The 26,032-nt window shown below is 54.8% G+C and carries 23 protein-coding genes and 1 riboswitch; of the genes, 20 read left to right on the top strand and 3 right to left on the bottom strand.

From position 1 onward, the window contains the following. Positions 1 to 18 precede the first annotated feature (18 nt). The 4 genes from pheT to crcB all read left to right on the top strand — a co-directional run bounded on the left by pheT (position 19) and on the right by crcB (position 4,469). Positions 19 to 2,433 (top strand): phenylalanine--tRNA ligase subunit beta, encoded by a 2,415-nt coding sequence (gene pheT, locus GC56T2_RS13230; protein WP_144975816.1) that lies wholly within the window; start codon positions 19 to 21, stop codon positions 2,431 to 2,433. A gap of 87 nt (positions 2,434 to 2,520) precedes the next feature. After that, a complete protein-coding gene (gene modA / locus GC56T2_RS13225; protein WP_144975814.1) occupies positions 2,521 to 3,300 on the top strand; it encodes a molybdate ABC transporter substrate-binding protein in 780 nt (259 codons plus the stop codon). A 305-nt stretch (positions 3,301 to 3,605) separates the two neighbouring features. After that, positions 3,606 to 3,668: riboswitch (Fluoride riboswitch) on the top strand. 46 nt (positions 3,669 to 3,714) lie between these two features. Next, on the top strand, positions 3,715 to 4,101 hold the full coding sequence (locus GC56T2_RS13220; protein ID WP_144975811.1) for a fluoride efflux transporter FluC: 387 nt from the start codon (positions 3,715 to 3,717) through the stop codon (positions 4,099 to 4,101). Next, a complete protein-coding gene (gene crcB / locus GC56T2_RS13215; RefSeq protein WP_144975809.1) occupies positions 4,098 to 4,469 on the top strand; it encodes a fluoride efflux transporter CrcB in 372 nt (123 codons plus the stop codon). The genes GC56T2_RS13220 and crcB overlap by 4 nt, the downstream gene beginning before the upstream one ends. Before the next feature lie 212 nt (positions 4,470 to 4,681). On the opposite strand, the gene GC56T2_RS13210 is transcribed toward crcB, so the two are convergent. Both GC56T2_RS13210 and GC56T2_RS13205 read right to left on the bottom strand, forming a co-directional pair. Continuing rightward, a complete protein-coding gene (locus GC56T2_RS13210) occupies positions 4,682 to 5,443 on the bottom strand; it encodes a YibE/F family protein (RefSeq protein ID WP_144975807.1) in 762 nt (253 codons plus the stop codon). Next, entirely contained in the window at positions 5,440 to 6,576 is a 1,137-nt protein-coding gene (locus GC56T2_RS13205; protein ID WP_144975805.1) for a YibE/F family protein, read from the bottom strand. Before GC56T2_RS13205 ends, GC56T2_RS13210 begins: the two co-directional genes overlap by 4 nt. Positions 6,577 to 7,014: 438 nt before the next feature. Between GC56T2_RS13205 and GC56T2_RS13200 the strand changes: the two genes are divergently transcribed. The 4 genes from GC56T2_RS13200 to GC56T2_RS13185 all read left to right on the top strand — a co-directional run bounded on the left by GC56T2_RS13200 (position 7,015) and on the right by GC56T2_RS13185 (position 13,271). Beyond that, on the top strand, positions 7,015 to 8,496 hold the full coding sequence (locus GC56T2_RS13200; protein ID WP_144972437.1) for a transposase: 1,482 nt from the start codon (positions 7,015 to 7,017) through the stop codon (positions 8,494 to 8,496). Between the two features lie 202 nt (positions 8,497 to 8,698). Next, on the top strand, positions 8,699 to 9,151 hold the full coding sequence (locus GC56T2_RS13195) for a MarR family winged helix-turn-helix transcriptional regulator (RefSeq protein WP_144975803.1): 453 nt from the start codon (positions 8,699 to 8,701) through the stop codon (positions 9,149 to 9,151). Beyond that, positions 9,148 to 12,312, top strand: a complete 3,165-nt coding sequence (locus tag GC56T2_RS13190; protein WP_144975800.1) for an MMPL family transporter — start codon at positions 9,148 to 9,150, stop codon at positions 12,310 to 12,312. Before GC56T2_RS13195 ends, GC56T2_RS13190 begins: the two co-directional genes overlap by 4 nt. Positions 12,313 to 12,605: 293 nt before the next feature. Then, positions 12,606 to 13,271 carry a type 1 glutamine amidotransferase domain-containing protein gene (locus GC56T2_RS13185; protein WP_031407790.1) on the top strand — a complete coding sequence of 222 codons (666 nt, stop codon included), beginning with the start codon at positions 12,606 to 12,608 and terminating at the stop codon, positions 13,269 to 13,271. 289 nt (positions 13,272 to 13,560) lie between these two features. Here the strand turns inward: GC56T2_RS13185 and rnhC are convergent, their stop codons facing one another. Beyond that, positions 13,561 to 14,496 carry a ribonuclease HIII gene (gene rnhC, locus GC56T2_RS13180; protein WP_144975798.1) on the bottom strand — a complete coding sequence of 312 codons (936 nt, stop codon included), beginning with the start codon at positions 14,494 to 14,496 and terminating at the stop codon, positions 13,561 to 13,563. Between the two features lie 111 nt (positions 14,497 to 14,607). Here rnhC and zapA point away from each other — a divergent pair, with 111 nt between their 5' ends. From zapA to trxA, 12 genes are all read left to right on the top strand, one after another. Continuing rightward, positions 14,608 to 14,883 carry a cell division protein ZapA gene (zapA, locus tag GC56T2_RS13175; protein WP_033020359.1) on the top strand — a complete coding sequence of 92 codons (276 nt, stop codon included), beginning with the start codon at positions 14,608 to 14,610 and terminating at the stop codon, positions 14,881 to 14,883. Further along, the gene (locus GC56T2_RS13170) at positions 14,876 to 15,415 is read left to right on the top strand and encodes a CvpA family protein (RefSeq protein WP_144975796.1); all 540 of its coding nucleotides are present in this window, start codon (positions 14,876 to 14,878) and stop codon (positions 15,413 to 15,415) included. Before zapA ends, GC56T2_RS13170 begins: the two co-directional genes overlap by 8 nt. Positions 15,416 to 15,456: 41 nt before the next feature. Continuing rightward, on the top strand, positions 15,457 to 17,181 hold the full coding sequence (gene polX / locus GC56T2_RS13165; protein WP_144975794.1) for a DNA polymerase/3'-5' exonuclease PolX: 1,725 nt from the start codon (positions 15,457 to 15,459) through the stop codon (positions 17,179 to 17,181). A 20-nt stretch (positions 17,182 to 17,201) separates the two neighbouring features. Then, positions 17,202 to 19,556: an endonuclease MutS2 gene (locus tag GC56T2_RS13160; protein ID WP_370454547.1), complete on the top strand. Its 2,355-nt coding sequence runs from the start codon at positions 17,202 to 17,204 to the stop codon at positions 19,554 to 19,556. A 14-nt stretch (positions 19,557 to 19,570) separates the two neighbouring features. Then, positions 19,571 to 19,978, top strand: coding sequence for a DUF350 domain-containing protein (locus tag GC56T2_RS13155; RefSeq protein ID WP_144975790.1), 408 nt, complete (start codon positions 19,571 to 19,573; stop codon positions 19,976 to 19,978). Positions 19,979 to 19,992: 14 nt separating this feature from the next. After that, positions 19,993 to 20,157 (top strand): hypothetical protein, encoded by a 165-nt coding sequence (locus GC56T2_RS17850; RefSeq protein WP_172706121.1) that lies wholly within the window; start codon positions 19,993 to 19,995, stop codon positions 20,155 to 20,157. Positions 20,158 to 20,391: 234 nt separating this feature from the next. Then, on the top strand, positions 20,392 to 22,092 hold the full coding sequence (locus tag GC56T2_RS13150) for a long-chain-fatty-acid--CoA ligase (protein WP_144975788.1): 1,701 nt from the start codon (positions 20,392 to 20,394) through the stop codon (positions 22,090 to 22,092). A gap of 60 nt (positions 22,093 to 22,152) precedes the next feature. Continuing rightward, positions 22,153 to 22,740, top strand: a complete 588-nt coding sequence (locus GC56T2_RS13145; protein WP_144975786.1) for a fatty acid metabolism transcriptional regulator FadR — start codon at positions 22,153 to 22,155, stop codon at positions 22,738 to 22,740. Positions 22,741 to 22,767: 27 nt separating this feature from the next. Further along, a complete protein-coding gene (locus GC56T2_RS13140; protein ID WP_144975783.1) occupies positions 22,768 to 23,541 on the top strand; it encodes an enoyl-CoA hydratase in 774 nt (257 codons plus the stop codon). A gap of 66 nt (positions 23,542 to 23,607) precedes the next feature. After that, positions 23,608 to 24,384, top strand: a complete 777-nt coding sequence (locus GC56T2_RS13135) for an electron transfer flavoprotein subunit beta/FixA family protein (RefSeq protein WP_033020346.1) — start codon at positions 23,608 to 23,610, stop codon at positions 24,382 to 24,384. 186 nt (positions 24,385 to 24,570) lie between these two features. Further along, complete coding sequence (locus GC56T2_RS13130; protein ID WP_144975781.1) at positions 24,571 to 25,548, top strand: electron transfer flavoprotein subunit alpha/FixB family protein; 978 nt, start codon at positions 24,571 to 24,573, stop codon at positions 25,546 to 25,548. Between the two features lie 151 nt (positions 25,549 to 25,699). Next, on the top strand, positions 25,700 to 26,014 hold the full coding sequence (gene trxA / locus GC56T2_RS13125) for a thioredoxin (RefSeq protein WP_144975778.1): 315 nt from the start codon (positions 25,700 to 25,702) through the stop codon (positions 26,012 to 26,014). The last annotated feature ends 18 nt before the right edge of the window (positions 26,015 to 26,032 follow it).

Below are 26,032 nucleotides of genomic sequence, written 5' to 3'. Positions count from 1 at the left end.
AAAAAGGAGGGGTTCTAAATGCTCGTGTCTTACCGTTGGCTAAGCGAGTATGTCGATTTGACCGGCATCACTGCCAAAGAGCTCGCGGAGCGCATCACCAAAAGCGGCATTGAAGTCGAGCGGGTCGAAGCGCTCAACCGGGGGATGAAGGGAGTTGTCATCGGCCATGTGCTCGAATGCGAGCCGCATCCGAACGCCGACAAACTGCGAAAGTGTCTTGTCGATCTTGGCGAAGGAGAGCCGGTGCAAATCATTTGTGGCGCCCCGAACGTCGCGAAAGGGCAAAACGTCGCTGTCGCCAAAGTCGGCGCGGTGCTGCCGGGCCATTTTAAAATCAAACGGGCGAAGCTGCGCGGCGAAGAATCGAACGGCATGATTTGTTCGCTCCAAGAGCTCGGCATCGAAACGAAAGTCGTGCCAAAAGAATACGCCGACGGCATTTTCGTTTTCCCGAGCGATGCGCCGGTCGGCGCCGATGCGCTGGAATGGCTCGGCTTGCACGATGAAGTGCTCGAACTCTCGTTAACGCCCAACCGCGCTGACTGCTTAAGCATGATCGGCGTTGCCTATGAAGTGGCCGCCATTCTCGGCCGCGCGGTGAAGCTGCCGGAAGCGGCGGTCAAAGAAAACAATGAAATGATCCACGACTACATTTCCGTCCGCGTCGAAGCGCCGGAAGACAATCCGCTGTACGCCGGGCGGATCGTGAAAAACGTCCGGATCGGCCCGTCGCCGCTTTGGATGCAGGCGCGCTTGATGGCGGCCGGCATTCGCCCGCACAACAACGTCGTCGACATTACGAACTATATTTTGCTTGAGTACGGCCAACCGCTGCACGCGTTTGACTACGACCGCCTCGGTTCGCGGGAGATCGTCGTCCGCCGCGCGAAGGAAGGCGAAACGATCGTGACGCTTGACGATGTCGAACGGAAGCTGACCGACGATCATCTCGTCATCACGAACGGCCGCGAGCCGGTCGCCTTAGCCGGCGTAATGGGCGGGGCCAATTCGGAAGTGCGTGACGACACGAAAACGGTGTTCATTGAAGCGGCGTATTTTGCGAGCCCGGTCATCCGCCAGGCGGTGAAAGACCACGGGCTGCGCAGCGAGGCGAGCACCCGCTTTGAAAAAGGGATCGATCCGGCGCGGACAAAAGAAGCGCTTGAACGCGCCGCGGCGTTGATGGCCGAATACGCCGACGGTGAGGTCGTCGGCGGCATCGTCGAAGCCAGCACATGGAAAGAAGAGCCGGTGGTCGTGACGGTCACGCTTGAACGGATCAACGGCGTCCTCGGCACGGCGATGTCGAAAGAGGAAGTGGCCGCGATTTTGGCGAACTTGCAATTTCCGTTCACAGAAGACAACGGAACGTTCACTGTTCATGTCCCATCGCGCCGCCGTGACATTGCCATCGAAGAAGATATCATCGAGGAAGTCGCCCGCCTGTACGGCTACGACCATTTGCCGGCGACGTTGCCGGTGGCCGAGGCGAAACCGGGCGGGCTCACGCCGTACCAGGCAAAGCGCCGCCGCGTCCGCCGCTATTTGGAAGGCGCCGGCTTGTTCCAGGCGATCACGTATTCGCTCACCAGCCCGGACAAAGCGACGCGGTTTGCTTTGGAGACCGCCGAACCGATCCGCTTGGCGCTGCCGATGAGCGAAGAGCGGAGCGTTTTGCGGCAAAGCTTGATTCCGCATCTGCTTGAAGCGGCGAGCTACAACCGCGCCCGCCAAGTCGAGAACGTTGCCTTGTACGAAATCGGCTCCGTTTATTTGTCGCGCGGGGAAAACGTCCAGCCGGCGGAAAACGAGCGGCTCGCCGGCGTCATCACCGGTTTATGGCATGCTCACCTTTGGCAAGGGGAGAAAAAAGCGGCCGATTTCTATGTTGCAAAAGGCGTGCTTGACGGCTTGTTCGACCTGCTTGGGCTGTCTGATCGCATCAGCTACCGCCCGGCGAAGCGCGCCGACTTGCATCCGGGGCGGACGGCAGAGATTGCGCTTGACGGAACGGTGATCGGCTTTGTCGGCCAGCTCCACCCAGCTGTGCAAAAAGAGTACGATTTGAAAGAAACGTACGTCTTTGAACTCGCCTTGGCCGAGCTGTTGAACGCGGAAAGCGAAGCGATCCGCTACGAGCCGATTCCGCGCTTCCCGTCGGTTGTGCGCGACATCGCTTTAGTCGTCGACGAAAACGTCGAAGCCGGCGCCCTCAAACAAGCGATCGAAGAAGCCGGGAAGCCGCTGCTGAAAGACGTCGCCCTCTTTGACGTCTACCAAGGCGACCGTCTGCCGGCCGGGAAAAAATCGCTCGCCTTCTCGCTCCGCTACTATGATCCGGAGCGGACGCTCACCGATGAAGAAGTTACGGCCGTCCATGAGCGAGTGCTCGCCGCGGCCGAGAAGCAGTTTGGCGCGGTGTTGCGCGGGTAATGCCGCCGCGGTATGAAGCAGGGAGCACGTGCAGCTCCCTGTTTTTCTATTCCGTCACACCGAAGCGCGCAAAAAGGGGGGAGAACGATGCGAACCATTCAGGCCGCGATCATTGCCTTGCTTTTGCTTGCTGGGTTGTATGGATGCGCCGCGGGGCGGCCGGAGGGCAGACAACAACCGGTTGAGCTCACCGTCTCAGCAGCTGCCAGTTTGCAAGACGCGCTAGAGGAAGTGAAAACCACCTTCGAGCGCGAGCATCCGAACATCCGCATTCACTATAACTTTGGGTCATCCGGCGCCTTGCAAAAACAAATCGCACAAGGGGCGCCGGTCGATTTGTTTTTCTCTGCCGCGGTCGAGCCGTTTGCGAAGCTGAAACAAGAAGAGCTGATCGATTCCGGGCACGAAAAAACGGTGCTGGCCAACGAACTCGTGCTCATTGTGCCAAAACAAGGGGAAGAAGCGATTCGGTCGCTCGATGACATCACTCGCGCGAAACGGGTGGCCATCGGCATCCCTGAGTCGGTGCCGGCCGGCATGTACGCGAAACAAACGCTTGAGCAGGCCGGGTTATGGGAAAAAGTCAAGCCGCGCCTCGTTCTGGCCAAAGACGTCCGCCAAGTGTTGACGTATGTCGAAACGGGCAACGTCGATGCCGGCTTTGTGTACCGGACGGACGCGCTTGTCTCCGGCAACGTGAAAATTGCGGTTGTGGTGCCTAATGAGATGCACGAACCGATCGTCTACCCGCTCGGCGTGATCAAAACGAGCAAACATCTCAAGGAGGCACGGGAGTTTTACTCTTATTTGACGAGTGAACAGGCGCTCCACACTTTCGAACAACACGGGTTCCGCCGCGCCCGTTAGAAAGCGCGGGAAAGCCTACTGTTTCCCTTCATCGATCGCGGAAGGTGGGAAAAGCGGCACCGACGCTACAAGGGTCTATGTGAGAAACGATGCAGGGAAGCGACATGCCGGCTTTACTCCTCATCTTTCTAGAAGGCTGGTGAAAAACATTGGTTTTCTTTGGTCGATGAATAAAAGTGTACAGTGTTGCAAAGCTTTTCTATTTGAGAAACGATGCTAGGAAGCGGTGTGCACGATTTAATCACCATCCTCCTAGGTCGGTCTTCACAGCGAACCAAGACATATGGTACAATGAAGAAAAACTGAACTTCATAGGCGATGGAGTTCGCCATAACCGCCGGTTTCCGGCTGATGACTCCTGCTGCGAATGAAAGCGGCAGGAGTCTGTTCATTTTTCGGAAGGAGGGGATCTGATTGGTCTATCTCGCGGTCGGCATCGCCGGCATGATCGGCGCGCTTGTCCGTTATGGGCTCGGTTTGCTTGTTCCCGCCGCCCATGGCTTTCCGTTTGCGACGCTTTTCATCAACTGGACAGGCGCATTTTTGCTCAGCTGGCTCGCGGTCACATTCACCCGCCGCCCGGCGTGGCCGCCATGGCTGCAAACGGCGGTGACGACCGGTTTTGTCGGCTCGTATACGACGTTTTCCACCCTTAGCGTCGAGTGTGTTGAATTGCTGGAACAAGGACGATGGGGCATGGCTGCTGGTTATATCGCCGCCAGTTTGTTCGGCGGTCTAACCGCGGCATGGGCGGGCTCCGCTGCCGCCCAGCCAAAGCGAAAGGGGGAAATGGTCCGATGATGGAAGCGCTATTGGTGATGATCGGCGGTTTTTTTGGCGCCATCTGCCGTTACGCCGTCAGCCGCTGGGCGGCCCGGCGCTCGCCGCGTTTCCCGCTCGGGACGCTCATTGTGAACTTACTTGGCTCGTTTTTGCTCGGCTGGCTGGCTGGAAGCGGCGCCGCCGATGTTGAAAAACTACTGGTCGGCACCGGTTTTATGGGGGCGTTTACGACGTTTTCCACATTGAAATGGGAAAGCGTGCAAATGATGCAACGAAAACAACAGGGAAAAACGAGGGCTTATTTGGTGGTCGCTTACGTTTATTTGGTCGTTACCTACTCGTTTGGCGTGTTGTTAGCATGGCTTGGCTATCATCTTGGGCGTTGAAAGTTTCCCAAAAAGCGGATCGGTGTGTACAGCGAGGCATGGAGCGGAACATGATGGTAAACTTTGTTCGCCGAACAGAATGGGTAAAGCAACGATGACAGCAGGGCGTTCCAAAATGCCTATCCATCCGGATGTTCGCTTTTCCCAACCGATCCGCTAAACGGGGTGTCGACGGACGACTATGATGTCAACGAAAACAACATTGATAACATTTATTTCCTCCCTTTTTTGACTAAAAAATAAGCGGTCACCCACGAAGTGATTGGAATAGTCGATGCTACACCAATCCCGGCAAAAAAGATCGCGATCATTTCTGCGCTAAATATTTTTGAATTTACGATTTGATCGATAGAGTAGGATAAATCTTTAAACCAGATAAGCAATGCCAAATAGCTGCCGAAGAAGGCGAAAAACAACGTATTTGTACTCGTTCCTAATAGATCCCTCCCCATACGTAAACCGAAGGCAAACAAATCTTTCCTGCTAATGGATGGATGGTGATGGAATATTTCGCGCATTGGAGACGAAATGGCAATCGCCGTATCGGTAATCGCACCTATTGTACTCATAATAATGACAGATGCCCCGATTTTCACAAAGTCGATTCCAATGTACAGGGAAAAGGCGGAAATTTCCTCAACTTCCTCTTCGCCAAATCCTTGAATCATAGCATTTTCAGTCACAATGACAATAAAGAAGAGCAGGATCACCACAGTGGCCATGCTAGAAATGAAGGCAGTGATTGTTTTTGTGCTCACTCCATTGATGTAAAAAAGGCTAATGCAGCTGATCAACGTGGATGCAATCAATGTTAAGATGATCGGATCAGCTTTTGGAATCAGCATAATCAGGATAGTGAGTATGAGCATGCCAAAGTTGAAGAATATGGCCAAGAAAGATCGTGCCCCTTTTTTCCCGCCAACAAGGACCATCAGAATGAATAAAATGGTTCCTAACCAGAACAATGTATTCATGCTCTTGCCCTCTTTCTCTTAATGAAAAAAATAGTCGTGTATAACCCTATTGGGATTGTCATTACGATTCCAATCCCCCCAGCTAAAGCTCTAGCCAATTCCAGCGAAAGGTTCATCGAAAGGGTGAACATGAAGGGGGAGGCATTTTTTAAATACAAAATAAGCATAGGGATGGAGCCGCTTATATAGGCAAAAAACAAAATATTTGTCATCGTTCCCATAATATCCTTCCCGATCTCCATTCCCGAAGCTTTCAGTGCTTTGATCGATATGTTGTTATTCTTTTCATACAATCCAAAGATGGAAGAGGACATTGTAATTGCCACATCCATTACAGCTCCTAAAGATCCGATAAATACTCCGGCCATAAACACGACTTTATAAGGACGAGTTACAAATTGCATTTCCTCATATCGAAGGCCTTGTTCTGACGTGAATTGCATGACAAGATAAGTGATCAACAGCGACATAAACGTTCCCAGTAAGGTGGCAACAATAGCGGCATATGTTTTTTCATTAAACCCGTTAACGAGCAACAAAGAAATGGTAGTAAACAAAATGATACTAATGCCGCATATGATTAAGAGACTGATGCCGGATGTATGGAGATAAACATCCAATGCATAGGATAACAAAATGGAGTTGACGGCTAAACTTATAATCGACAACAATCCTTGCTTTTTCCCGATGAGAAGCAAAGTCAAGATGAAAACCCATGCCGCCATCAATACGTATTTGTCACGCTTTACACCTTGGATCGTTCCAGTTAAATGTGCGTTTTCGTTTCTATTTGCATCAATTGAAACAAACAATTCATCTCCAACACGATATTGTTGATCATAAGCTTTCGATGAGGAATACTGGTTGGTTAAGTGAATAAGCTGTCCTTTTTGGTCGCCATTTTTCAATTGAGCAATGATGCGTTGGGTGAATAGACGATCTTCATTTTCATGCATATCAGTTACTTTCGTTGTATCTGTCAGTTCTGTTTTGATCACTTTGGCAATGGGACGATCATAGAAGGGATGATTGTAGTGAACAAAAAGAACGGAGGCGGCCAAACAAATTCCGATGAGCGCGTACAACAAAATTTGTTTGTGAGACATTTTTTTTAATTTGTCTTTCCATACCATTCGCAAAAACCCCCAAATGTAGGAATGAATTCAGCCGGCTTTTGTATGATTGGCCATGAATTGAGTAAAAAGTTTGTTAAAAGGAATTATTGCGGTAGGCAATGGCAGCTTTCCCTCGCAGGGGCTCAAACGAACCATTACAGTAATATCAATGGCCTTAGAATAACAAGGAAGTTTTCAAGGAGTCAAGGCAAGTTCTCTTCCCGTCCGCAAAACGTGTTCTCTAGAAGGCCGGTGAAAAATCGCTGTCACACACGAATCGGCGGCATTTTCATTCAGAAAAGAAACTTGATTTTACAAGGTTTCTCTAATTGAGAAACGGATGGAATCAGTAGTATTTTGCACGAAATCACCAACCTTCTAGAAGGCCGGTGAAAAAGTACACGCCAAGGCAGGGATGTAGGGGGCTTATGTCGAAAAAGGAAGAAGAATCTTTGAATGGAGCGTGAGCAGATCATGAAAGCCCCCAAACATCCTTCGACTCAGCCTCGTCTGTTTCAAGTCATCGACATGGAGGAACTGGTTCCCCCACATCATATCCTGCGCCAAATCAACGAAGCAGTTGACTTTTCCGTCATTCACGATTGGGTGGCTCCCCTGTACACGGAAAAAACGGGTCGTCCGGCGGCGGATCCGGAACGGCTGCTTCGCCTGATGCTGCTATCGTATTTGTTCGACCACTCCGAGCGGGAGTTGTATGAGATCCTCCCCATGCATGCCGGATACTTGTGGTTTTGCGGTCTCGACTTTGAATCCGTGCTCCATCCGGATCCTCATCACCCCACACTGCCGGATCGAACGACGCTCGTCAAAACACGGAAGCGCTGGCGCCAACACGGAATCTTTGATCGGCTGATGACCTACGTGGTGGATCAGTGCATCGCGGCAGGGCTGGTCTCGCCGGATGTGCATGCGGCGGCCGATGGCACTCAAGTGCGGGCGAATGCTTCGATCCACAGCTTGCGGGAAGTCAAGCTCGCTCCGGTGGAACCGTTGGAGGACTACCTCGCCCGCACCGCCCGGGAAGATGAACAGGCCGAGTCCCCGGAGGCGGACCGGGATCCCGATGACGACCCGCCTTCTCCGTCTCCCCCATCAGGGGAACGCGTCCATGCCGGAGAACGAGGAAACTTCCGTGGAACTACGTTTTCCAACCAAACCCATCGAAGCGTGACGGATCCGGATGCCCGGTTGTACAAGAAAGGCAAAGGACAGGAAGCGTATCCTCGGTATCTGGTGCACGACGTCATCGACGTCCAGTCGCGCGTGATTTTGTCCAGACGAGCCAGCCTCGCCACCGGAACGGCGGAGCGGGAGACGAGTTTGGAGCAGCTGGCTTCCATTCGGTTTCGCCACCCGTCGATCACGATTCGAACCTTGTCCGCAGACAAAGCGTATGGCACCACGGAGTATTTGAAAGAGCTCTTCGTCCAAGGCATCACGCCGCTCGTGTCGCTGCGCCGCAAGGAGATGGAAGAAATTCCAACCTGGAAGCGCCGGGCGAAGGATCCCGCTCAGGAAGCACAACGCCAGGCGAAAGTCCGGGAAGTTCAGATTCGCAACCAAGCGAGGCTCATTCAGCAACAGGGCGGTTATCGATCCATTCAAGCCCTTCGCACGCGTTGTGAGCATGTGTTTGCCGAAGGGAAGGAATGTCATGGGCTGGACCGGGCCCGAAGCCGAGGCCTTTACGCCATGGAAGAACAGGCGCTGTTGACCGCCGTCGTGCAAAATCTGAAGCGATTGTGCCGGTTTCGAAAAAAACGAGGGGAGACCGGCTCTTTGGCGTGCGCAAAAATGGAAGTTGGAGCAGGAAGTCCTGCTCGTCCTCCCGTCCTTTGGCGCCAAATGGCGGGGAGAATGGTCTCCAAAATTCGACATGAGGGAAGTCTATGCCCCATTAATTCACCGGCCTTCTAGAAGGGGAGTGAAAATCAATGCCTCTTACAAATGGCAGTTTTGGCGAGGACACGATGATGCGAAAAAACGATTGATTTTTCCTTTTATCCTTGTTACGTTAATAGTGGTAATGGTTCAATAATTGAACTAAATGGACAAATCGAGTGGGCTAATTGAGCGGGCTGACAGATGGTTCAACTCGTGAAGGATCGGAGGTGAGCAGATGGTAGAAAGAAACATTGACGAGTGGATCGACCGTTATTTGTCCGTCTCGTTTCTCGTGATGAAGCGCGGGTCGGCGCTTGTCAAAGACAGTCTTTGCGAAGAGATGACGCACGACCAATATTATTTGCTTCGCTACATTCGCCGGCGGGGGACGTGCACGTCGACGGAGCTGGCGGCGATGTTCGGCGTAAACAAAAGCGCGGTGACGGCGATGACGAACCGCCTCGTCGACAAAGGCTGGCTGCGCCGCGAGCGTGACGGGAACGACCGCCGCGTCATCGTCTTATCGCTGACAGAACAAGGGGAAGCATGGATTGCGGAAATGGACCGAAACGTCTATCGGCTCGTGGAAGAAGTGATCGCCCGCTTCCCGGAAGAAGAAATTGAAACGTTCATCCGCACGTATGAGAAACTGGCCCGCGTGCTGCAGGAGGTGGAAGAAGCGAAATGAGAGCGATCATCAAAGGGAAATGGTTTGTGCTCGCAGGCTGGATCATCATCGCGGCGGTGCTTATGATGACCGCACCGAACATGGGCGAGCTCGTTCGGGAGAAAGGGCAGCTGAGCGTGCCGGACGGCTATTCGTCGTCATTGGCGGCGAAATGGATCAAAGAAGCGAACGAACAGGAAAGCAAAGAACATGAGCGCTCCGCCGTGCTCGTTTTTTATCAGAAAGACGGATTGACGGCACAAGACAAACGGGAAATCGAACAGGCGGTTCAAGCGCTGGAAAAGAAAAAAAGCGAGCTGCATATTACCGAAATCGTTTCGCCGCTGTCCAATAAGGAGCTGGAAAAAAAGCTGGTGTCCAAAGACGGGACAACGATGCTCATTTCGATCAGCATCGACCCAGCTGGGCGGACGGCGAAACAGTTGACGGACGCGCTCTATCAGGCTGTGGACGGCGTCAAGGTCGAGCATTATTTTACCGGCGGGTGGATGATCGATGAAGATGTGGTGACCAGCTCGCTTGAAGGCGTGAAGAAGACGGAAGGAATTACCGTTGTCTTTATTTTGATCGTGCTGTTGGCCGTATTCCGTTCGCCGGTCGCGTCGTTGATTCCGTTGTTGACGGTCGGAGCGACGTACGTCGTTTCTCAGTCGATCGTCGCGTTTTTGGTCGATGAGGTCAACTTTCCGCTATCGACGTTTACGCAGACATTTTTGGTGGCCGTGTTGTTCGGAATCGGAACGGATTACTGCATTTTGCTTTTAAGCCGGTTTAAGGAAGAACTAGTGAAACACGGTGACCGCACGGAAGCGGTCATCGCCACGTACCGGACGGCGGGAAAAACGGTGTTGGCGAGCGGATTGGCGGTGATGATCGGGTTTGCGGCGATCGGACTGTCGACATTTCAGTTGTACCAATCGGCAGCAGCCGTCGCCGTCGGGGTGGCGGTGCTGCTTGTGGCGCTTGTGACGCTCGTGCCGTTTTTCATGGCAGTGCTTGGCGAGAAGCTGTTTTGGCCGGTTCGCGGAAAGCTTGAGCACGGACAAAGCCGGCTTTGGCTGGCGGCTGGACGGTTTGCATTCGCCCGTCCGCTGCTCGCGCTCGCCATCGTCGCAGCGGTAACGGTGCCGGTGCTCGTGACGTACGATGGCAAACTGTCGTTTGATTCAATGGAAGAAATCGGCGACCATTATCGCTCGGTTAAAGCGTTTGACATTATTGCCGACCACTTCAATCCGGGGGATGCGATGCCGACGCAAATCGTGGTAAAAGGCAAGCAGCCGCTCGATTCTGAAGAAGGGTTGGCGCTCATCGAAAAAATCAGCCGCGAGGTTGAGAACGTCGACGGCGTGGCAAGCGTCCGCTCGGCAACGCGCCCGACCGGCGAGCCGATCAAAGAGCTGTTTGTCACCGAGCAGGCCAAACAACTGAAAGACGGCCTTGGCGCCGGCAAAGACGGCATCGAAAAAATCGGTGCTGGGCTTGAAACGGCAAGCGATCAGCTCTCCGCTTCCGCGCCGCAGCTGAAGCAAGCGTCATCCGGCATCGGCCAGCTCGTCTCGGGAACGGAGCAGTTAAAAAACGGCATCGTCAAGCTGCAAAACGGCCTTCGTCAAATCGAACGAGGCGTACGCCAAGGAGCGATGGGCGCCGGCGAGCTGAAAAACGGTTTGGCGACCTTGCGCGACAATGCGAAAAAACTGCAAGACGGTGCCACGCAGCTACTTAGCGGCTACAACCAAGCCGAACAAGGCTTGGCGACGATCAGCAGCCAATACCGGCAAATCGAAACGGGCCTCAAGGCGGTCGCCGATCAGCTCGCCGCCGTGCAAACGCTGCTTGCGCAAGTCGAGCAGTCGCATCCGGAGCTCGGCCAAGACGCGCAATATCAACAAGCGAAAATGACCGTCGCCGCCTTGGCCGCCCGGACGAACGACATGGCCAACGGCTTGGCGCAGTTGAACGGGGTGCTTGACCAAACGCGCACCGGCCTAGCGAAAGCGAATGAGTCGTTTGCCCAACTGGCGACCGGGCAAGCCGCGATTAACAGCGGTTTGGATCGAATCATCGCCGGGCTTGGCGAGCTTGAAGCCGGCTTGACGAAAGCGGCCGATGGCCAACAACAAGCCGTTGATCAACTGCCGCGCTTCGCGTCCGGCCTCGAGCAAGTCAACGGCGGCCAGCGGCAGCTGCTTGAGCACTTCTCGGCCCTTGGCGGCCAGCTCGGCCAGCTTGTCAACGGCTTGGACCAAAGCGCGTCCGGTTTGCAGAAGGTGGCTAGCGGTCTGGGAACGGCGGAAACGTATTTGGCCGATTTGTCATCGGCGCCGGCGAAGGACATGGCTGGCTGGCATATGCCGAAAGCGGCGCTTGAAAGCAAAGAATTTGCGCAGGCGAAAGACGCGTATATGTCGAAAGACCGGCGCATTGTCACGTTCGATGTCATTTTAGATGAAAATCCGTATTCCATATCGGCGCTCGGCCGCATCGATGACATTCGCGCCGCTGCCGAACGGGCGGTGAAAGAAGCAAAACTGGACGGGGTGCGCATCGCCGTCGGCGGCGTCACAAGCACGTATGCCGATTTGCGAGCGATTTCGAACGCCGACTATCGGCATACAGCGGTGCTTATGCTTATTGGCATCGCCATCGTGTTGGCGGTGCTGCTCCGTTCGCTCATTATGCCGCTGTATTTGATGCTGTCGCTTGTATTAACCTATTACACGTCGATGGCCGTCACCGAACTGATTTTCGTCAACGGCCTCGGCTATGCCGGCTTGAACTGGGCGGTGTCGTTTTTCGCCTTCGTCCTGCTTATGGCGCTCGGCATCGACTACAGCATCTTCCTGATGGACCGGTTCAACGAATACCGTGACCGGCCGGTGAGAGAAGCGATGCTGTCGGCGATGGGACATATGGGGACGGTCATCATCTCGGCTGCCGTCATTTTGGGCGGGACGTTTGCTGCGATGTATCCGTCCGGCGTTCTGTCGCTCTTGCAAATCGCGACGATTGTATTGACAGGGCTTTTGCTTTACGCTCTTGTCGTTCTGCCGCTGTTTGTCCCGGTCATGGTCCGCACGTTCGGCCGCGCCAACTGGTGGCCGTTTGGGCAGCCGGTGAGCGAGGCGGATGGGCTTGAACAGCAGAAAATTAGTTAAAATGACCGGCTGCTGCCGCTCCCAAATGATTCGGGGAGCGGCTTTCTTTTTTCGCGGGCGGAACAGCAGCGGTTTTTCCTCGCCGTGAGCGAACGAGCGAAACGGCACGGTTTTTCGATTGGATACAGGATGCGGTGAAACGGCATGTTCCTTGCCATCGCTGCGCTCTTAGGCATGGTTTGCGCCATCATAGTGACATTTCCGTTTCATAAGCATATTTTTTTCGTTTTCGCTCAATGTAAAGTATGATGAGAAGCAGAGAACATTCCAGACTGGAAAGGAGGAAGGCGGGCATGACGAAACGAGTGCTCATGGTCGTCACGAACCATACGACGATCACCGACGATCACAAAACTGGGCTTTGGCTTGAAGAGTTTGCCGTGCCGTATTTGGTGTTTAAAGAAAAAGGGTATGACGTGAAAGTGGCGAGCATCAAAGGCGGCGACGTGCCGTTGGATCCGCGCAGCATCAATGAGAAAGACCCGTCTTGGGCCGAGGCGGAAGCGGCGCTGAAAAACACGGCACGTTTAAGCAAAGATGACGCGAACGGATTTGACGCCATTTTTCTCCCCGGGGGACACGGGACGATGTTTGATTTCCCGGACAACGAAACGCTGCAATACGTGTTGCAGCAATTCGCCGAAGACGGCCGGATCATCGCCGCTGTCTGCCATGGGCCGTCAGGGTTGGTGAACGCGACATACAAAGACGGGACGCCGATCGTGAAAGGGAAAACGGTCACGTCGTTTACCGATGAGGAAGAACGCGAGGTCGAACTTGATGTGCATATGCCGTTTTTGCTTGAGTCGACCTTGCGCCTGCGCGGGGCGAATTTCGTCCGCGGCGAGAAATGGACCGATTTCTCGGTGCGCGACGGCAACTTGATCACCGGGCAAAACCCGCAATCGAGCCGGAGCACGGCGGAAAAAGTCGTCGCGGCGCTCGAAGAACGGGCATGAGGAAGCGAATGACAGACAGTTGAACGAGCAAGGACGGCCGTCCATGGAAAGCCACTGCCTCTCTTTATGTGCCGCATCCGGTCGTTGGTCATCGGTCACCTAGCGGAAAAGGCTGTCCGAAACAACCGGTTCGCCGGATTGGATCGGACAGCCTTTTTCGCTGGTTGCGTGCTGAAAATACTTGCAAAAACGAAGACACGCGGGAAAGAGGGAAAACCGCGTCGTTCAGTCGCGGCGGGCCGGCCGTTGCAGCGACGCTAACGTTTCCCATGGGCGCGGATCGAAACGATTACCGGCGCTTGGCGATGGCAAGCGCCTTTTTTGTGTTGGCGAAATGAAGCTTGGCGCACGTCTCGAGCATCTCTTCTCCTCGCAGGCGGATGATTCGGGCCGCGGCTTCATCGACGACAGCACCGGCCCCTTTCGGAAGCGGGAGGCCGATGGTGCGGGATAATCGCGCCATCTCTTCTAAAAACACATAGCGGGCGATGATCGAAGCCGCGGCGACTGATACGTGCACGCTTTCCGCTTTCGGCAGGCAATGCACCCGCTCGCGGACGATGCGCGTTTCATCCGCGAGGTAGCGGAAATACGAGTCGCGTTCTAAAAATTGGTCGATGATGATCGCTTCCGGTTCGATCGGCGCGATGACGTCAACGAGTTTCGCGAGCGTCCGGTTGTGAAGGAGCGCCTTCATTTTCGTCTGCGGCATGCCCGTTTGCTGCCAGCGGTTGTATTCGGCGTTGTCGAGCACGGTGACGGCATGCGGCGTTGTTTTCATAATGGCGGGGGCGATCCGTTTGATCGCCTCGTCGCTCAGCTGCTTCGAATCTTTGACGCCAAGCGCCGCGATGTTGGCGATATGCGGCCGATCAACGTAGGCGGCGGCGACGACGATCGGGCCGAAATAGTCCCCGGTGCCGACTTCATCCGAACCGATGGCCGAAAGCTTCGCGAGCCTATGTTCCGATGGGGGCGAGGTGCTCTCTCTCTCCTGTCGTTTGGCTAGGTCAGCTCCTTGCTTCCCCATCCATTTCGCCGCTTCTTGTTCCGCCGCTTTCCCTTGAAACAGCACTTTCCCCGAGCGGTAGGCGGTGATCGCGACATCTGCGCGCTTGACGGCGAACAACGCTCCGGGCGGAAGCCGGTCGGACAAGGCGTCTTGGTAGTGGGCGCGCAAGGCGGCAAGCAGCTGTTGGTCGGCTTGAATCACATAGTTTGACAACGTTCGCTCTCTCCTTTATCCTCTTCTGGGTCCCTTTGTGTCGCATCTTTCCATTATACCAGCGTTCGTGATATGATAAACAGTAGGATTTGGCGAAATGGGGGAGAAAGCTTGACAGAACAGCCAAAAACGCGGGTGAGCGTCCGTATTTACGGTCAAAACTACACGATCGTCGGCACGGAAAGTCCGGCCCATATCCGGCTTGTGGCGGCGCTCGTTGACGATAAAATGCAAGAGTTCAGTGAGAAACATCCGATGCTTGATGTGCCGAAACTGGCCGTGTTGACAGCTGTCAACATCGCCAGCGAATATTTGAAGCTGAAGGAAGAGTATCAGCGACTTGTCGAAAAGATGAACATGGAAAAGGGCGGGAAGCCGGATGATTGATGTCATCGTGCTGTTTGTCCTGTTGCTCGGAGCGATGATTGGCTTAAAGCGCGGCTTTATTCTCCAATTCATTCATATGGCCGGGTTTTTCATCGCTTTTTTCGTCGCCTACCGCTATTATGAGCGATTTGTGCCGACCTTGCGCCTTTGGATTCCGTATCCGACGTTTGGCGACCCGGAGACGGTGAAGCTGTTGTTTCAGAGCGCGCATTTGGATGATGCGTATTATCGGGCGATTTCTTTTGCACTTTTATTTTTTGTGGTGAAAATTGTTCTTCAGATCATCGGCTCGATGCTCGATTTCGTCGCTCAGCTGCCGCTGTTGCGCAGCGTCAACCGCTTGGCCGGGGCGGCGCTCGGATTTGCGGAAGTGTATTTGCTTGTCTTTTTGCTTTTGTATATCGGCGCGCTTGTGCCGATTGACAGCGTCCAAGAGCAGCTGCAGCGTTCGCTCATGGCAACCGCGATTGTGAAACATACGCCGGTGTTGTCGGAGATGCTTGACCATTGGTGGATTCATGGCGGCGTCTGATCGAGCGCGGCCGCGGTGTTTTGGGAAAGGGAGGGACGGGGATGAGCGTCCATAAAAAAGAGGTCATCCGTCTGCTCGAAACGATCGCATTGTATATGGAGATTAAAGGGGAAAACCCGTTTAAGGTGACGGCGTTTCGCAAAGCGGCGAACGCCTTGGAAACGGACGAGCGAAGCCTGACGGAAATCGGCGATTTCACCGCCATTCCCGGCATCGGCAAAAGCACGGCGGCGATCATCACCGAGTTTGTCGAAACCGGTTCATCGTCGGTGCTCGAAGAATTGAAGCGCGATATTCCGGAAACGCTGCTCGCCTTGCTTACAATCCCGGGGCTTGGCGGTAAAAAAATCGCCAAGCTGCATCAAGAGTTGGGTATTGTCGATATGGGCGGATTGAAGGAAGCGTGCCTAGCGGGAAAAGTGCGGGCGCTTCCCGGTTTCGGCGCGAAAACAGAGGAAAAGCTGCTGATGGCCATCGAAGAGGCGGGCAAGCGCCCCGAGCGGCTGCCGCTTGCCCGGGTGTTGCCGATTTCGGCCGATATCGAGCGCCGGCTTGCCGAAATGGATGGGGTGATCCGTTTTTCACGGGCCGGCAGTTTGCGGCGCTGGAACGAAACGGTGAAAGATTTGGACTATGTCATTGCCACCGCCCGCCCAATGGAGGTGCGCGAGGCGCTGCTTCGGCTGCCGCACATCCGTGAGGTGATCGCCGCTGGGGAGACGAAAGTGTCGCTTCTGTTTCAGTATGAGGATGAGATCGCCGCGGACTTTCGGCTGGTCAGCGAAGCGCAATTTGCGACCGCGCTTCACCATTTCACCGGATCGAAGGACCATAATGTGCGGATGCGCCAGCTCGCCAAAGAACGCGGGGAAAAAATCAGCGAATACGGCGTCGAAGACCAAGCGACAGGCAAGGTGGAAACGTTCCCGAGTGAAGCGGCGTTTTACGCCCATTTTGGGCTGCCGTATATTCCGCCTGAACTGCGTGAAGACGGCACGGAGGTGGAGCGGTTTTCCGCTGATTGGCCGCTTGTGCGCCTTGAAGACGTGCAAGGCGATTTGCATATGCATTCGGCATGGAGCGACGGCGCGTGTTCGCTCGAGGAGCTGGCCGAGGCGTGCCGCCGCCGCGGCTACCGGTATATCGCCATTACCGACCATTCGCGCTATTTGAAAGTCGCCAACGGCTTGACGCCGGAGCGGCTGCGGCGCCAGCGCGAGGAAATTGAGCGGCTGAACGCGCGCTATTCGGATTTGACGATTTTGGCCGGCGTCGAAATGGATATTTTGCCGGATGGAACGCTCGATTATGATGATGATGTGCTCGAGGAGCTTGATTTTGTCATCGCCGCCATTCATTCCGGGTTCAAACAGCCGCGCGAGACGATCATGAAGCGGTTGGAAGCGGCGCTTTTCCACCCGTATGTCGATGTCATCGCTCACCCGACCGGCAGGCTGATCGGCCAGCGCGCCGGCTATGATGTCGATATCGAGCGGCTGATCGAGCTGGCGGCGGAAACAAAGACGATCCTTGAGCTGAACGCCAATCCAAACCGGCTTGATTTGTCGGCGGCTTACGTGAAAAAAGCGGAGGAAGCAGGGGCGTACATCGCTATCAGCACGGATGCCCACCATTTGGACATGCTTGACGATATGGCGGTCGGGGTGGCAACGGCCCGGAAAGGCTGGATCAAGAAAGACACGGTCGTCAACACATGGCCGCTTGAGAAGCTGCAACAGTTTTTGCGCGCCAAACGAAAGAAATGAATCAGCTGGGGGTTAGATACGTGCAACAAAAAGTGCTTCACACCCTAGAATTCGATAAAGTGAAAGCGCAGTTGGCCGAGCATGCGTCCTCGCCGCTCGGTTTGGAAAAAATCGATGCGCTCATACCGTCATCTGACTGGAAGGAAGTGTCCGCTTGGCTCGAGGAAACGGATGAAGCCGCGGTGGTCTTGCGGCTGGCCGGCTATGCGCCGCTCGATGGGGTGGTCGACGTTCGTCCGCATTTGAAGCGGGCGGCGATCGGAGGCACGCTCAGCCCACAAGAGCTGCTGGAAGTGGCGGCGACAGCGGCCGCAAGCCGGCAAATGAAGCGGCTGATCACCGATCTGCAAGAGGAGCACGGCGGCCTGGAGCGCTTGGCTTCGTATGCCGCTGAGCTTGCCGAAGCGCCGGAACTCGAGCATGACGTTCGCCGCTCGATCGACGATCATGGCGAAGTATTGGATGCGGCGAGCGACCGCCTGCGCTCGCTGCGCGGGCAAATTCGGTCAGCGGAAGCGCGCATCCGTGAGAAACTCGAGAGCATCATCCGCTCGCCAGCGGCGCAAAAACAGCTGTCGGACGCCATTGTTACGATCCGCAACGACCGGTACGTCATCCCGGTGAAACAAGAGTATCGGAGCGCTTACGGCGGCATCGTCCATGACCAGTCGGCGTCCGGGGCGACGTTGTTTATCGAGCCGCAGGCGGTTGTCGAGTTAAACAACGCGCTGCGCGAGGCGCGGATGAAAGAAAAGCAGGAAATCGAGCGCATTTTGCGCGAACTTTCGGCCAAAGTCGCCGCACAGGCCGAGCCGCTTGCGCGGGCGGTCGAAGCGCTCGCGGCGCTTGATTTTGCGTTCGCCAAGGCGAAGTACGCCCGCCGCATTCAGGCGACCAAACCAGCCGTCAACAACCGCGGCTACCTTCGCTTTTTGCAGGCGCGCCATCCGCTGCTTGATCAAGAGAAGGCGGTGCCAAACGACATTGAGCTGGGCGGCGATTATACGACGATCGTCATCACCGGACCGAACACCGGCGGGAAGACGGTGACGTTAAAAACGATCGGTTTGTTGACAGTCATGGCGCAAGCGGGGCTGTTCATCCCGGCGGCCGACGGATCGGAAGCGGCGGTGTTCCGTTCGGTTTTCGCTGATATTGGCGATGAGCAGTCGATTGAACAAAGCTTGAGCACGTTCTCGTCCCATATGGTCAATATTGTCGACATTTTGCGCCATGTCGATGGCGAAAGCCTCGTGTTGTTTGACGAGCTTGGGGCGGGCACCGACCCGCAGGAAGGAGCGGCGCTGGCGATCGCCATTTTGGATGAAGTGCACGGCCGCGGGGCGCGGACGGTGGCGACGACGCATTATCCCGAGTTGAAAGCGTACGGCTACAACCGCGCCGGCGTGGTCAACGCGAGCGTCGAATTTGACACCGAAACGCTCCGCCCGACGTATAAACTGTTGATCGGCATTCCCGGACGCAGCAACGCCTTTGACATTTCACGCCGCTTAGGGTTGGATGAGCGGGTGATCGAGCGGGCGAAAGCCCAAGTGAGCGCGGAAAGCCATAGCGTGGAAAGCATGATCGCCTCGCTGGAGAGAAGCAAAAAGCAAGCCGAGGAAGACGAAGCGCGGGCGCGCGCGGCGCTTAAGGAAGCCGAGCGGATGCGCGCCGAGTGGGAGCAAACGCTCGCGGCGCTGGAAGAGGAAAAAGAAGAGCGGCTTGCGGAAGCGGCGAAGCAGGCAACTGACATCATCCGCGCCGCCGAGCGTGAGGCCGAGCGGATCATCCACGAACTGCGCCGCTTGCAAAAAGAAAAGCGGGCGGAAGTAAACGAGCAGGAGCTCGCCGCGGCGAAACAGCGGCTCGCTGCTGCGGTGCCAAAAGTGGAGAAGCGGAAAAAGGCGAAAAAGGCCGTCTCACGCCGTGTGTTCCAGCCGGGCGATGAAGTGAGAGTCACGAGCCTCAACCAAAAAGGTTATTTGATCGAAAAAGTGTCGGACGACGAATGGCAAGTGCAGCTTGGCATTTTGAAAATGAAAATTCATGAGCGCGATTTGGAGTATATCGGCAGCGCGCCGGCGAACGAAGTGACACCGATCGCGACGGTGAAAGGCAAGGACGCCCATGTGAGCCTCGAGCTTGACTTGCGCGGCGAACGGTACGAAGACGCTCTCATTCGGCTTGAGAAATACTTGGATGATGCCGTGCTCGCCGGCTACCCGCGCGTGTCGATCATCCACGGCAAAGGGACGGGCGCTCTCCGGCAAGGAGTGCAGCAGTTTTTAAAACAGCACCGAGCGGTGAAACACTTCCGGTTCGGAGAGGCGAATGAAGGCGGCACCGGAGTGACGATCGTGGAACTGAAATGATGGGGGCGATGGCAATGGCGTCGTTTTGGGAGCACGACATGGTGAAAACGGCGGCCAATTTCAGCGTCGCCGTGTTGTGCCTCGTCATCTTTTTAGCGGTGTTTGAATTGGTCACGAAATATAAAAATTGGGAAGAAATCCGCAAAGGCAATGTGGCGGTGGCGATGGCGACGGGCGGAAAAATCTTTGGCATCGCCAACATTTTTCGCTATGCCCTTGAGCGCCACGAATCGCTGTTGTCGATGATCGGCTGGGGAATGTATGGGTTTTTGCTTTTGCTGGCTGCGTATTTTATTTACGAGTTTTTGACGCCAAAGTTTAACATCGATGAGGAGATCGCCAATGACAATCGGGCGGTTGGCCTGATTTCGATGATCATTTCGATCGGGTTGTCGTTTGTGATCGGCGAAGGCATTCAGTAAAGGGGAACGACGCGATGGAGGAAGCCGTGAAAGGACTGTTGATTGCGGTCGGGCTGCTGCTGGTCGCCGGCATTGTATATATGGCGGTCCGCAACCGCTCGATCGATGTGTTGGCGAAAATGTTGTTTGTCGTTTGCGCTTGTTTTTTGCTGATGGGATTGGCGTATTGGTTTTGGTGACACCGGATTTGATTCCGGTGTTCTTTTTTTGGCTCTTCACCAAAAGTTGTCCTTGACTTTTTCATCACGCACCTGACTTATGCAACCAAGAAAGAACAGGAAACCAATCATGTTTTGCATGCACTTGTTCAGAGAAGTGTATCGTCTGTTAAGTCCATGTTGTGGTGATGAGTCTCTTTTTTTTGATGAAAAATTACGAATCGAACGATAAAATAGAAATAAGGGGGGATGATGATGGAAAAACGATGGCTTGCGCATTATCCGCCGGAAATCCCGCACACATTGGAATATCCGGCGAAAACGCTTCCGGATTATTTGCGCGAGACCGCAGAACAGTTTGGTGATTGCAGGGCGATCGATTTTTTAGGAAAGGCGATGACGTTCCGCGAATTGTGGAAACGCGTTCAAGCGTTTGCCCATTCGCTGCAGTCGCTCGGGGTGAAAAAAGGGGATCGCGTCGCCATCATGTTACCAAACTGCCCGCAGGCGGTCATCAGCTACTACGGAGCGCTCTTGGCGGGGGGCATCGTCGTGCAGACGAATCCGCTTTACACCGAGCATGAGCTCGAGTACCAGCTGAACGACAGCGGCGCTTCTGTGCTCGTGACGCTCGACTTGCTTTATCCAAAGGCGGAAGCGCTGCGAGGGAAAACGCCGGTGAAGCACTGGATCGTCACGAAGATACAAGACTATTTGCCGACGGTCAAAAAATGGCTGTATCCGCTCGTGCAACGGAAACAGAAGATGCCGTCCGTTCAGATTGAGGAGAACGATGCGGTTCATTGGTTCCGTTCGCTTGTCGGGCAGAACGAGGGAGCGCCGTTTCCAGTTGCCATCGATCCTCAGGAAGACATCGCTTTGTTGCAATACACCGGGGGAACGACGGGACGCCCGAAAGCGGCGATGCTCACACATCGCAACTTGATTGCCAATACGCTGATGTGCGCCCATTGGGTGTACAAATGTGAAAAAGGAAAAGAGACTGTGCTTGGCGTGCTGCCGTTTTTCCACGTATACGGCATGACGACGGTCATGAATTTGTCCGTGATGATGGCAAGCAAAATGGTGTTGCTCCCGCGCTTTGACGTGAAACAAACGCTGAAAACGATCGAGCGCACCCGGCCGACGATGTTTCCAGGCGCGCCGACGATGTATATCGCGCTGCTGAATGATCCGGATTTGCCGAAGTATGACTTGTCTTCCATCAATGTGTGCATCAGCGGCTCGGCTCCATTGCCGGTCGAGGTGCAGGAGCAGTTTGAGCGGGCGACCGGTGGGAAGCTTATTGAAGGCTACGGTCTCACGGAAGCCTCGCCTGTCACCCACAGCAACTTCCTTTGGGACGGGGAGCGGGTGAAAGGAAGCATCGGCGTTCCTTGGCCGGATACCGAAGCGAAAATCATTTCCTTGGAAACGGGCGAGGAAGTGCCGCCGGGAGAGATTGGCGAGCTGGTCGTGCGCGGGCCACAAGTGATGAAAGGCTATTGGAATCAGCCGGAAGAAACCGCGCAAGTGCTGCGCGATGGGTGGCTGTATACGGGCGACATCGGCTATATGGATGAGCGCGGTTATTTTTACATCGTCGACCGGAAAAAAGACATCATCATCGCAAGCGGCTACAACATTTACCCGCGCGAAGTCGAAGAGGTACTGTATGAACATCCGAAAGTGCAGGAAGCGGCGGTGATCGGTGTGCCTGATCCGTACCGGGGCGAGACGGTGAAAGCGTTTGTCGTCTTCAAAGCGGGAGAGACGTGCAGCGAACAAGAACTTGATGCGTTTATGCGCGAGCGGCTCGCCGCTTACAAAGTGCCGCGTTTGTATGAGTTCCGCAGCGAGCTGCCGAAAACAGCGGTCGGGAAAATTTTGCGCCGGGCGCTCGTGGAAGAAGAGAAAAAGAAGCTTGACAAATCGTCAGAACGATCCGTAAAATAAAAACATGAATGATCATTCATTCATTTGATGACTGGCGATCAAGAAAAGGAGAATCTAGGGTTGCGCAGAGAAAAACCGAAATTTAAACAGATCATTGATGCGGCCGTCGTCGTCATCGCCGAGCACGGCTACCATCAGGCGCAAGTGTCGAAAATCGCCAAGCAGGCCGGTGTCGCCGACGGCACGATCTATCTGTATTTTAAAAACAAAGAAGACATCTTAATTTCACTTTTCCAGGAAAAGATGGGGGCGTTCATCGAGAAAATCGAACAGGAGACAGAAGGAATTTCAAGTCCGTTAGAGAAATTGTATGTATTGGTGAAGACCCACTTTTCCGCTCTTGCCGCCGATCCGCACATGGCGGTCGTGACGCAGCTTGAGCTGCGGCAGTCAAACAAAGAGCTGCGCCATCGCATCAACGAGGTGCTGAAAGGCTATTTGCGGCTCATTGATCGAATCATCGTCGAAGGAATGGAAAAAGGGGAATTTCGCCGCGACTTGGACGTCCGTCTCACCCGGCAAATGATTTTCGGCACCCTTGACGAGACGGTGACGACGTGGGTGATGAACGAACAAAAATACGATTTGGCGGCGCTCGCCGACCCGGTATATGAGCTGCTCATCAAAGGGTGCGCTGCCGGGCGCTGACGGAGACGCAGAAAGGGGAGAGGCTTCATGGACTCGTTTCGTTTGACGAAAGAGGGGTTCGTTGCGGTCGTGACGTTTTCGCGTCCGCCGGCGAACGCCCTTTCATCCGCTGTCTTGAAAGAGCTTTCAGCCTTGCTCGATGAACTCGAGACCGACCAAGAGGTCAGGGTCGTCCTGTTGCATGGCGAGGGGCGGTTTTTCTCGGCTGGCGCCGACATTAAAGAGTTTACGGCGATCGCTTCCGCCGAGCAGGCGTCGGCGTTGTCTCGCGACGGCCAGCTGGTGATGGAGCGGATCGAACGCTTCCCGAAACCGGTGATCGCGGCGATTCATGGGGCGGCGTTAGGCGGGGGACTGGAGCTGGCGATGAGCTGCCATATTCGCCTTGTCGCCGAAAACGCCAAGCTCGGTTTGCCGGAGCTGCAGCTCGGACTCATTCCCGGATTTGCCGGCACACAGCGGCTCGTGCGCTTCGTTGGCTTCGGCAAGGCAACGGAAATGATGTGGACGAGCGAGCCGATCACCGGGAGCGAAGCGGTCGAATGGGGGCTGGCCAACAAGGCGGTGCCGGAAGAGCGGCTTCTTGACGAGGCAAAAGCGTTGGCAAAAAAGATCGCCGAAAAAAGCCCGATTTCCGTCCGCGCGGTCATTGAATTGCTCAACGCCGCGAAGGAAAAGCCGTTCGCTGAAGCGGTGCGCGATGAGGCGGAATGGTTTGGCCGCGTGTTTGTATCCGAGGATGCGAAAGAAGGCGTGCAGGCGTTTTTGGAAAAACGGCCGCCCGTCTTTCAAGGTAAATAATCGCCATCGATGTCTGAATGTTGGAAACTGAAACAATGTTGGATCAAACTGAGGAGGGAAAACGACATGAACATTTTTGTCCTCATGAAACGCACCTTTGACACAGAGGAAAAAATCTCGATCGCTAACGGCAAGATCAATGAGGAAGGCGCTGAGTTCATCATCAACCCGTACGATGAGTACGCCATCGAAGAGGCCATTCAAGTGCGCGACCAACACGGCGGAGAAGTAACGGTTGTCACGGTCGGCAATGAAGAGGCGGAAAAAGAGCTGCGCACGGCGCTCGCCATGGGCTGCGATAAAGCGGTGCTCATCAACATTGACGATGATGTGGAGGAACAAGACCAACACACGGTCGCGAAAGTGCTTGCCGAATATTTGAAGGACAAAAACCCCGACCTTATTTTGGCCGGCAACGTCGCCATTGACGGCGGTTCGGGGCAAGTCGGGCCGCGCGTCGCGGAATTGCTCGGCATTCCGTATGTAACGACGATTACAAAGTTGGAGATTGCCGACGGCGGCAAAGTGACCGTTGTGCGTGACGTCGAAGGGGATGAGGAAATCATCGAAACGTCGCTGCCGCTCCTTGTCACGGCGCAACAAGGGCTGAACGAACCGCGCTATCCGTCGCTGCCGGGGATTATGAAGGCGAAGAAAAAGCCGCTTGACGAGCTGGAGCTTGATGATTTGGATCTTGACGAAGACGACGTCGAAGCGAAAACGAAAACGATCGAAGTGTTCTTGCCGCCGAAGCGCGAGGCAGGGAAAATTTTGCAAGGTGAACTGGCCGACCAAGTAAAAGAGCTTGTCCACTTGCTTCGTTCCGAAGCAAAAGTCGTGTAAGAACGGCCGGATGGTTCCTAGCGGCGAAGCGCGAGGCGAGGAGAAATTTTGTCAAGCGCAATCGCCGATCAAGGGAAGGAACTCGTTCAGCTGCTCCGTTCTGAAGCGAAAGCGGTATAAGCGAGAACTGCTGCCGGCGTTTGGCTGAAAAACAACGGGGAATCAAAGAATAGGGGGACTGAAAGAATGGCACGCAAAGTGTTGACATTGGCGGAAGTACGCGACGGATCGCTGCGGAACGTTTCGTTTGAAGCGATCGCAGCAGCCAAAACGATCGCCGAAGGTGGGGAAGTCGTCTCGGTGCTCATCGGCGATCAAGTCGCAGCGCATGCGAACGAACTCATTTACCGCGGTGCGGATCGCGTCGTTGTCGTTGAGCATCCGAATTTGAAATTTTATACATCCGACGGGTATTCGCAGGCAGTAAAAGCCGTGATTGACAAAGAACAGCCGGAAGGCATCGTCTTCGGCCATACGGCGCTCGGCAAAGACTTATCGCCGAAATTGGCCATCAAGCTCGACGCCGGCCTCGTTTCCGACGTCATTGCGGTCGAAGAAGCGGGCGGCAACATTGTGTTTACGCGCCCGATCTACTCCGGCAAAGCGTTTGAAAAGAAAATCGTCACAAGCGGCATCATTTTTGCGACGGTGCGCCCGAACAACATCGCGCCGCTCGAGCGCGATGAGTCGCGCACAGGCAGCGTGGAAACGCTCGCCGTTGAGATCAAAGACTTACGCGCGATCGTCAAAGAAGTCGTCCGCAAAACGGCGGAAGGCGTCGACTTGACGGAAGCGAAAGTGATCGTCGCCGGCGGCCGCGGGGTGAAAAGCGCTGAAGGCTTCCAGCCGCTCAAAGAGCTGGCCGAAGTGCTGGGCGGCGCGGTTGGCGCATCGCGCGGAGCGTGCGATGCCGGCTATTGCGACTATTCGCTGCAGATCGGGCAAACAGGGAAAGTCGTCACGCCGGATCTGTACATCGCTTGCGGCATTTCCGGAGCCATCCAACACTTGGCGGGCATGTCGAACTCAAAAGTGATCGTGGCGATTAACAAAGACCCGGAAGCGAACATTTTCAAAGTCGCCGATTACGGCATTGTCGGCGATTTGTTCGAAGTCGTTCCGCTTCTCACGGAAGAATTCAAAAAACTGAAAGTGCATTCGTAATCGCTGAAACGGGTGGCGCGCGCCGCCCGTTTTTCTTGGATAAATTCCGGTGCGGAGCGAATATTAGAAACGAAAGCAAAACATTCGCACCGCTGTCGATTTCCATGGTATACTTTGCTTGCAGCATTTTCGAACAGGGAGGGAAATCCGCATGGCCATTGTCAATGCGACAGATCAAACGTTCGCCGTCGAAACGAAAGACGGCGTCACGCTCGTCGACTTCTGGGCGCCATGGTGCGGTCCGTGCCGCATGATCGCCCCGGTGCTTGAGGAGCTCGACCAAGAAATGGGCGACAAAGTGAAAATCGTCAAAGTCAATGTCGACGAAAATCAAGAAACAGCCGCAAAATTCGGCGTCATGAGCATTCCGACGCTGCTTGTGTTCAAAAACGGCGAGCTCGTCGATAAAGCGATCGGCTATCAACCGAAAGAGGCATTAGCAGAGCTTGTTGGCCAATATGTCTAAATCTAGGAAAGAGGGTGT

Source organism: Geobacillus sp. C56-T2 (genome assembly GCF_007829715.1).
Lineage (GTDB): Bacteria > Bacillota > Bacilli > Bacillales > Anoxybacillaceae > Geobacillus > Geobacillus icigianus.
The sequence above is the reverse complement of the archived record's forward strand: the minus strand, read 5'-3'. Positions and strand labels throughout refer to the sequence as shown.

Bases quoted from the DNA above. Each gene is read 5' to 3' on its own strand.
- GC56T2_RS13140 (WP_144975783.1), top strand. From the start codon at position 22,768: ATGGACTCGTTTCGTTTGACGAAAGAGGGGTTCGTTGCGGTCGTGACG.
- crcB (WP_144975809.1), top strand. From the start codon at position 4,098: ATGATGGAAGCGCTATTGGTGATGATCGGCGGTTTTTTTGGCGCCATC.
- GC56T2_RS13135 (WP_033020346.1), top strand. From the start codon at position 23,608: ATGAACATTTTTGTCCTCATGAAACGCACCTTTGACACAGAGGAAAAA.
- GC56T2_RS13210 (WP_144975807.1), bottom strand. From the start codon at position 5,443: ATGAATACATTGTTCTGGTTAGGAACCATTTTATTCATTCTGATGGTC.
- GC56T2_RS17850 (WP_172706121.1), top strand. From the start codon at position 19,993: ATGGAGGAAGCCGTGAAAGGACTGTTGATTGCGGTCGGGCTGCTGCTG.
- GC56T2_RS13185 (WP_031407790.1), top strand. From the start codon at position 12,606: ATGACGAAACGAGTGCTCATGGTCGTCACGAACCATACGACGATCACC.
- GC56T2_RS13195 (WP_144975803.1), top strand. From the start codon at position 8,699: ATGGTAGAAAGAAACATTGACGAGTGGATCGACCGTTATTTGTCCGTC.
- polX (WP_144975794.1), top strand. From the start codon at position 15,457: ATGAGCGTCCATAAAAAAGAGGTCATCCGTCTGCTCGAAACGATCGCA.
- pheT (WP_144975816.1), top strand. From the start codon at position 19: ATGCTCGTGTCTTACCGTTGGCTAAGCGAGTATGTCGATTTGACCGGC.
- GC56T2_RS13190 (WP_144975800.1), top strand. From the start codon at position 9,148: ATGAGAGCGATCATCAAAGGGAAATGGTTTGTGCTCGCAGGCTGGATC.
- GC56T2_RS13155 (WP_144975790.1), top strand. From the start codon at position 19,571: ATGGCGTCGTTTTGGGAGCACGACATGGTGAAAACGGCGGCCAATTTC.
- modA (WP_144975814.1), top strand. From the start codon at position 2,521: ATGCGAACCATTCAGGCCGCGATCATTGCCTTGCTTTTGCTTGCTGGG.
- GC56T2_RS13200 (WP_144972437.1), top strand. From the start codon at position 7,015: ATGGAGCGTGAGCAGATCATGAAAGCCCCCAAACATCCTTCGACTCAG.
- GC56T2_RS13130 (WP_144975781.1), top strand. From the start codon at position 24,571: ATGGCACGCAAAGTGTTGACATTGGCGGAAGTACGCGACGGATCGCTG.
- GC56T2_RS13205 (WP_144975805.1), bottom strand. From the start codon at position 6,576: ATGGTATGGAAAGACAAATTAAAAAAAATGTCTCACAAACAAATTTTG.
- GC56T2_RS13150 (WP_144975788.1), top strand. From the start codon at position 20,392: ATGGAAAAACGATGGCTTGCGCATTATCCGCCGGAAATCCCGCACACA.
- trxA (WP_144975778.1), top strand. From the start codon at position 25,700: ATGGCCATTGTCAATGCGACAGATCAAACGTTCGCCGTCGAAACGAAA.
- GC56T2_RS13170 (WP_144975796.1), top strand. From the start codon at position 14,876: ATGATTGATGTCATCGTGCTGTTTGTCCTGTTGCTCGGAGCGATGATT.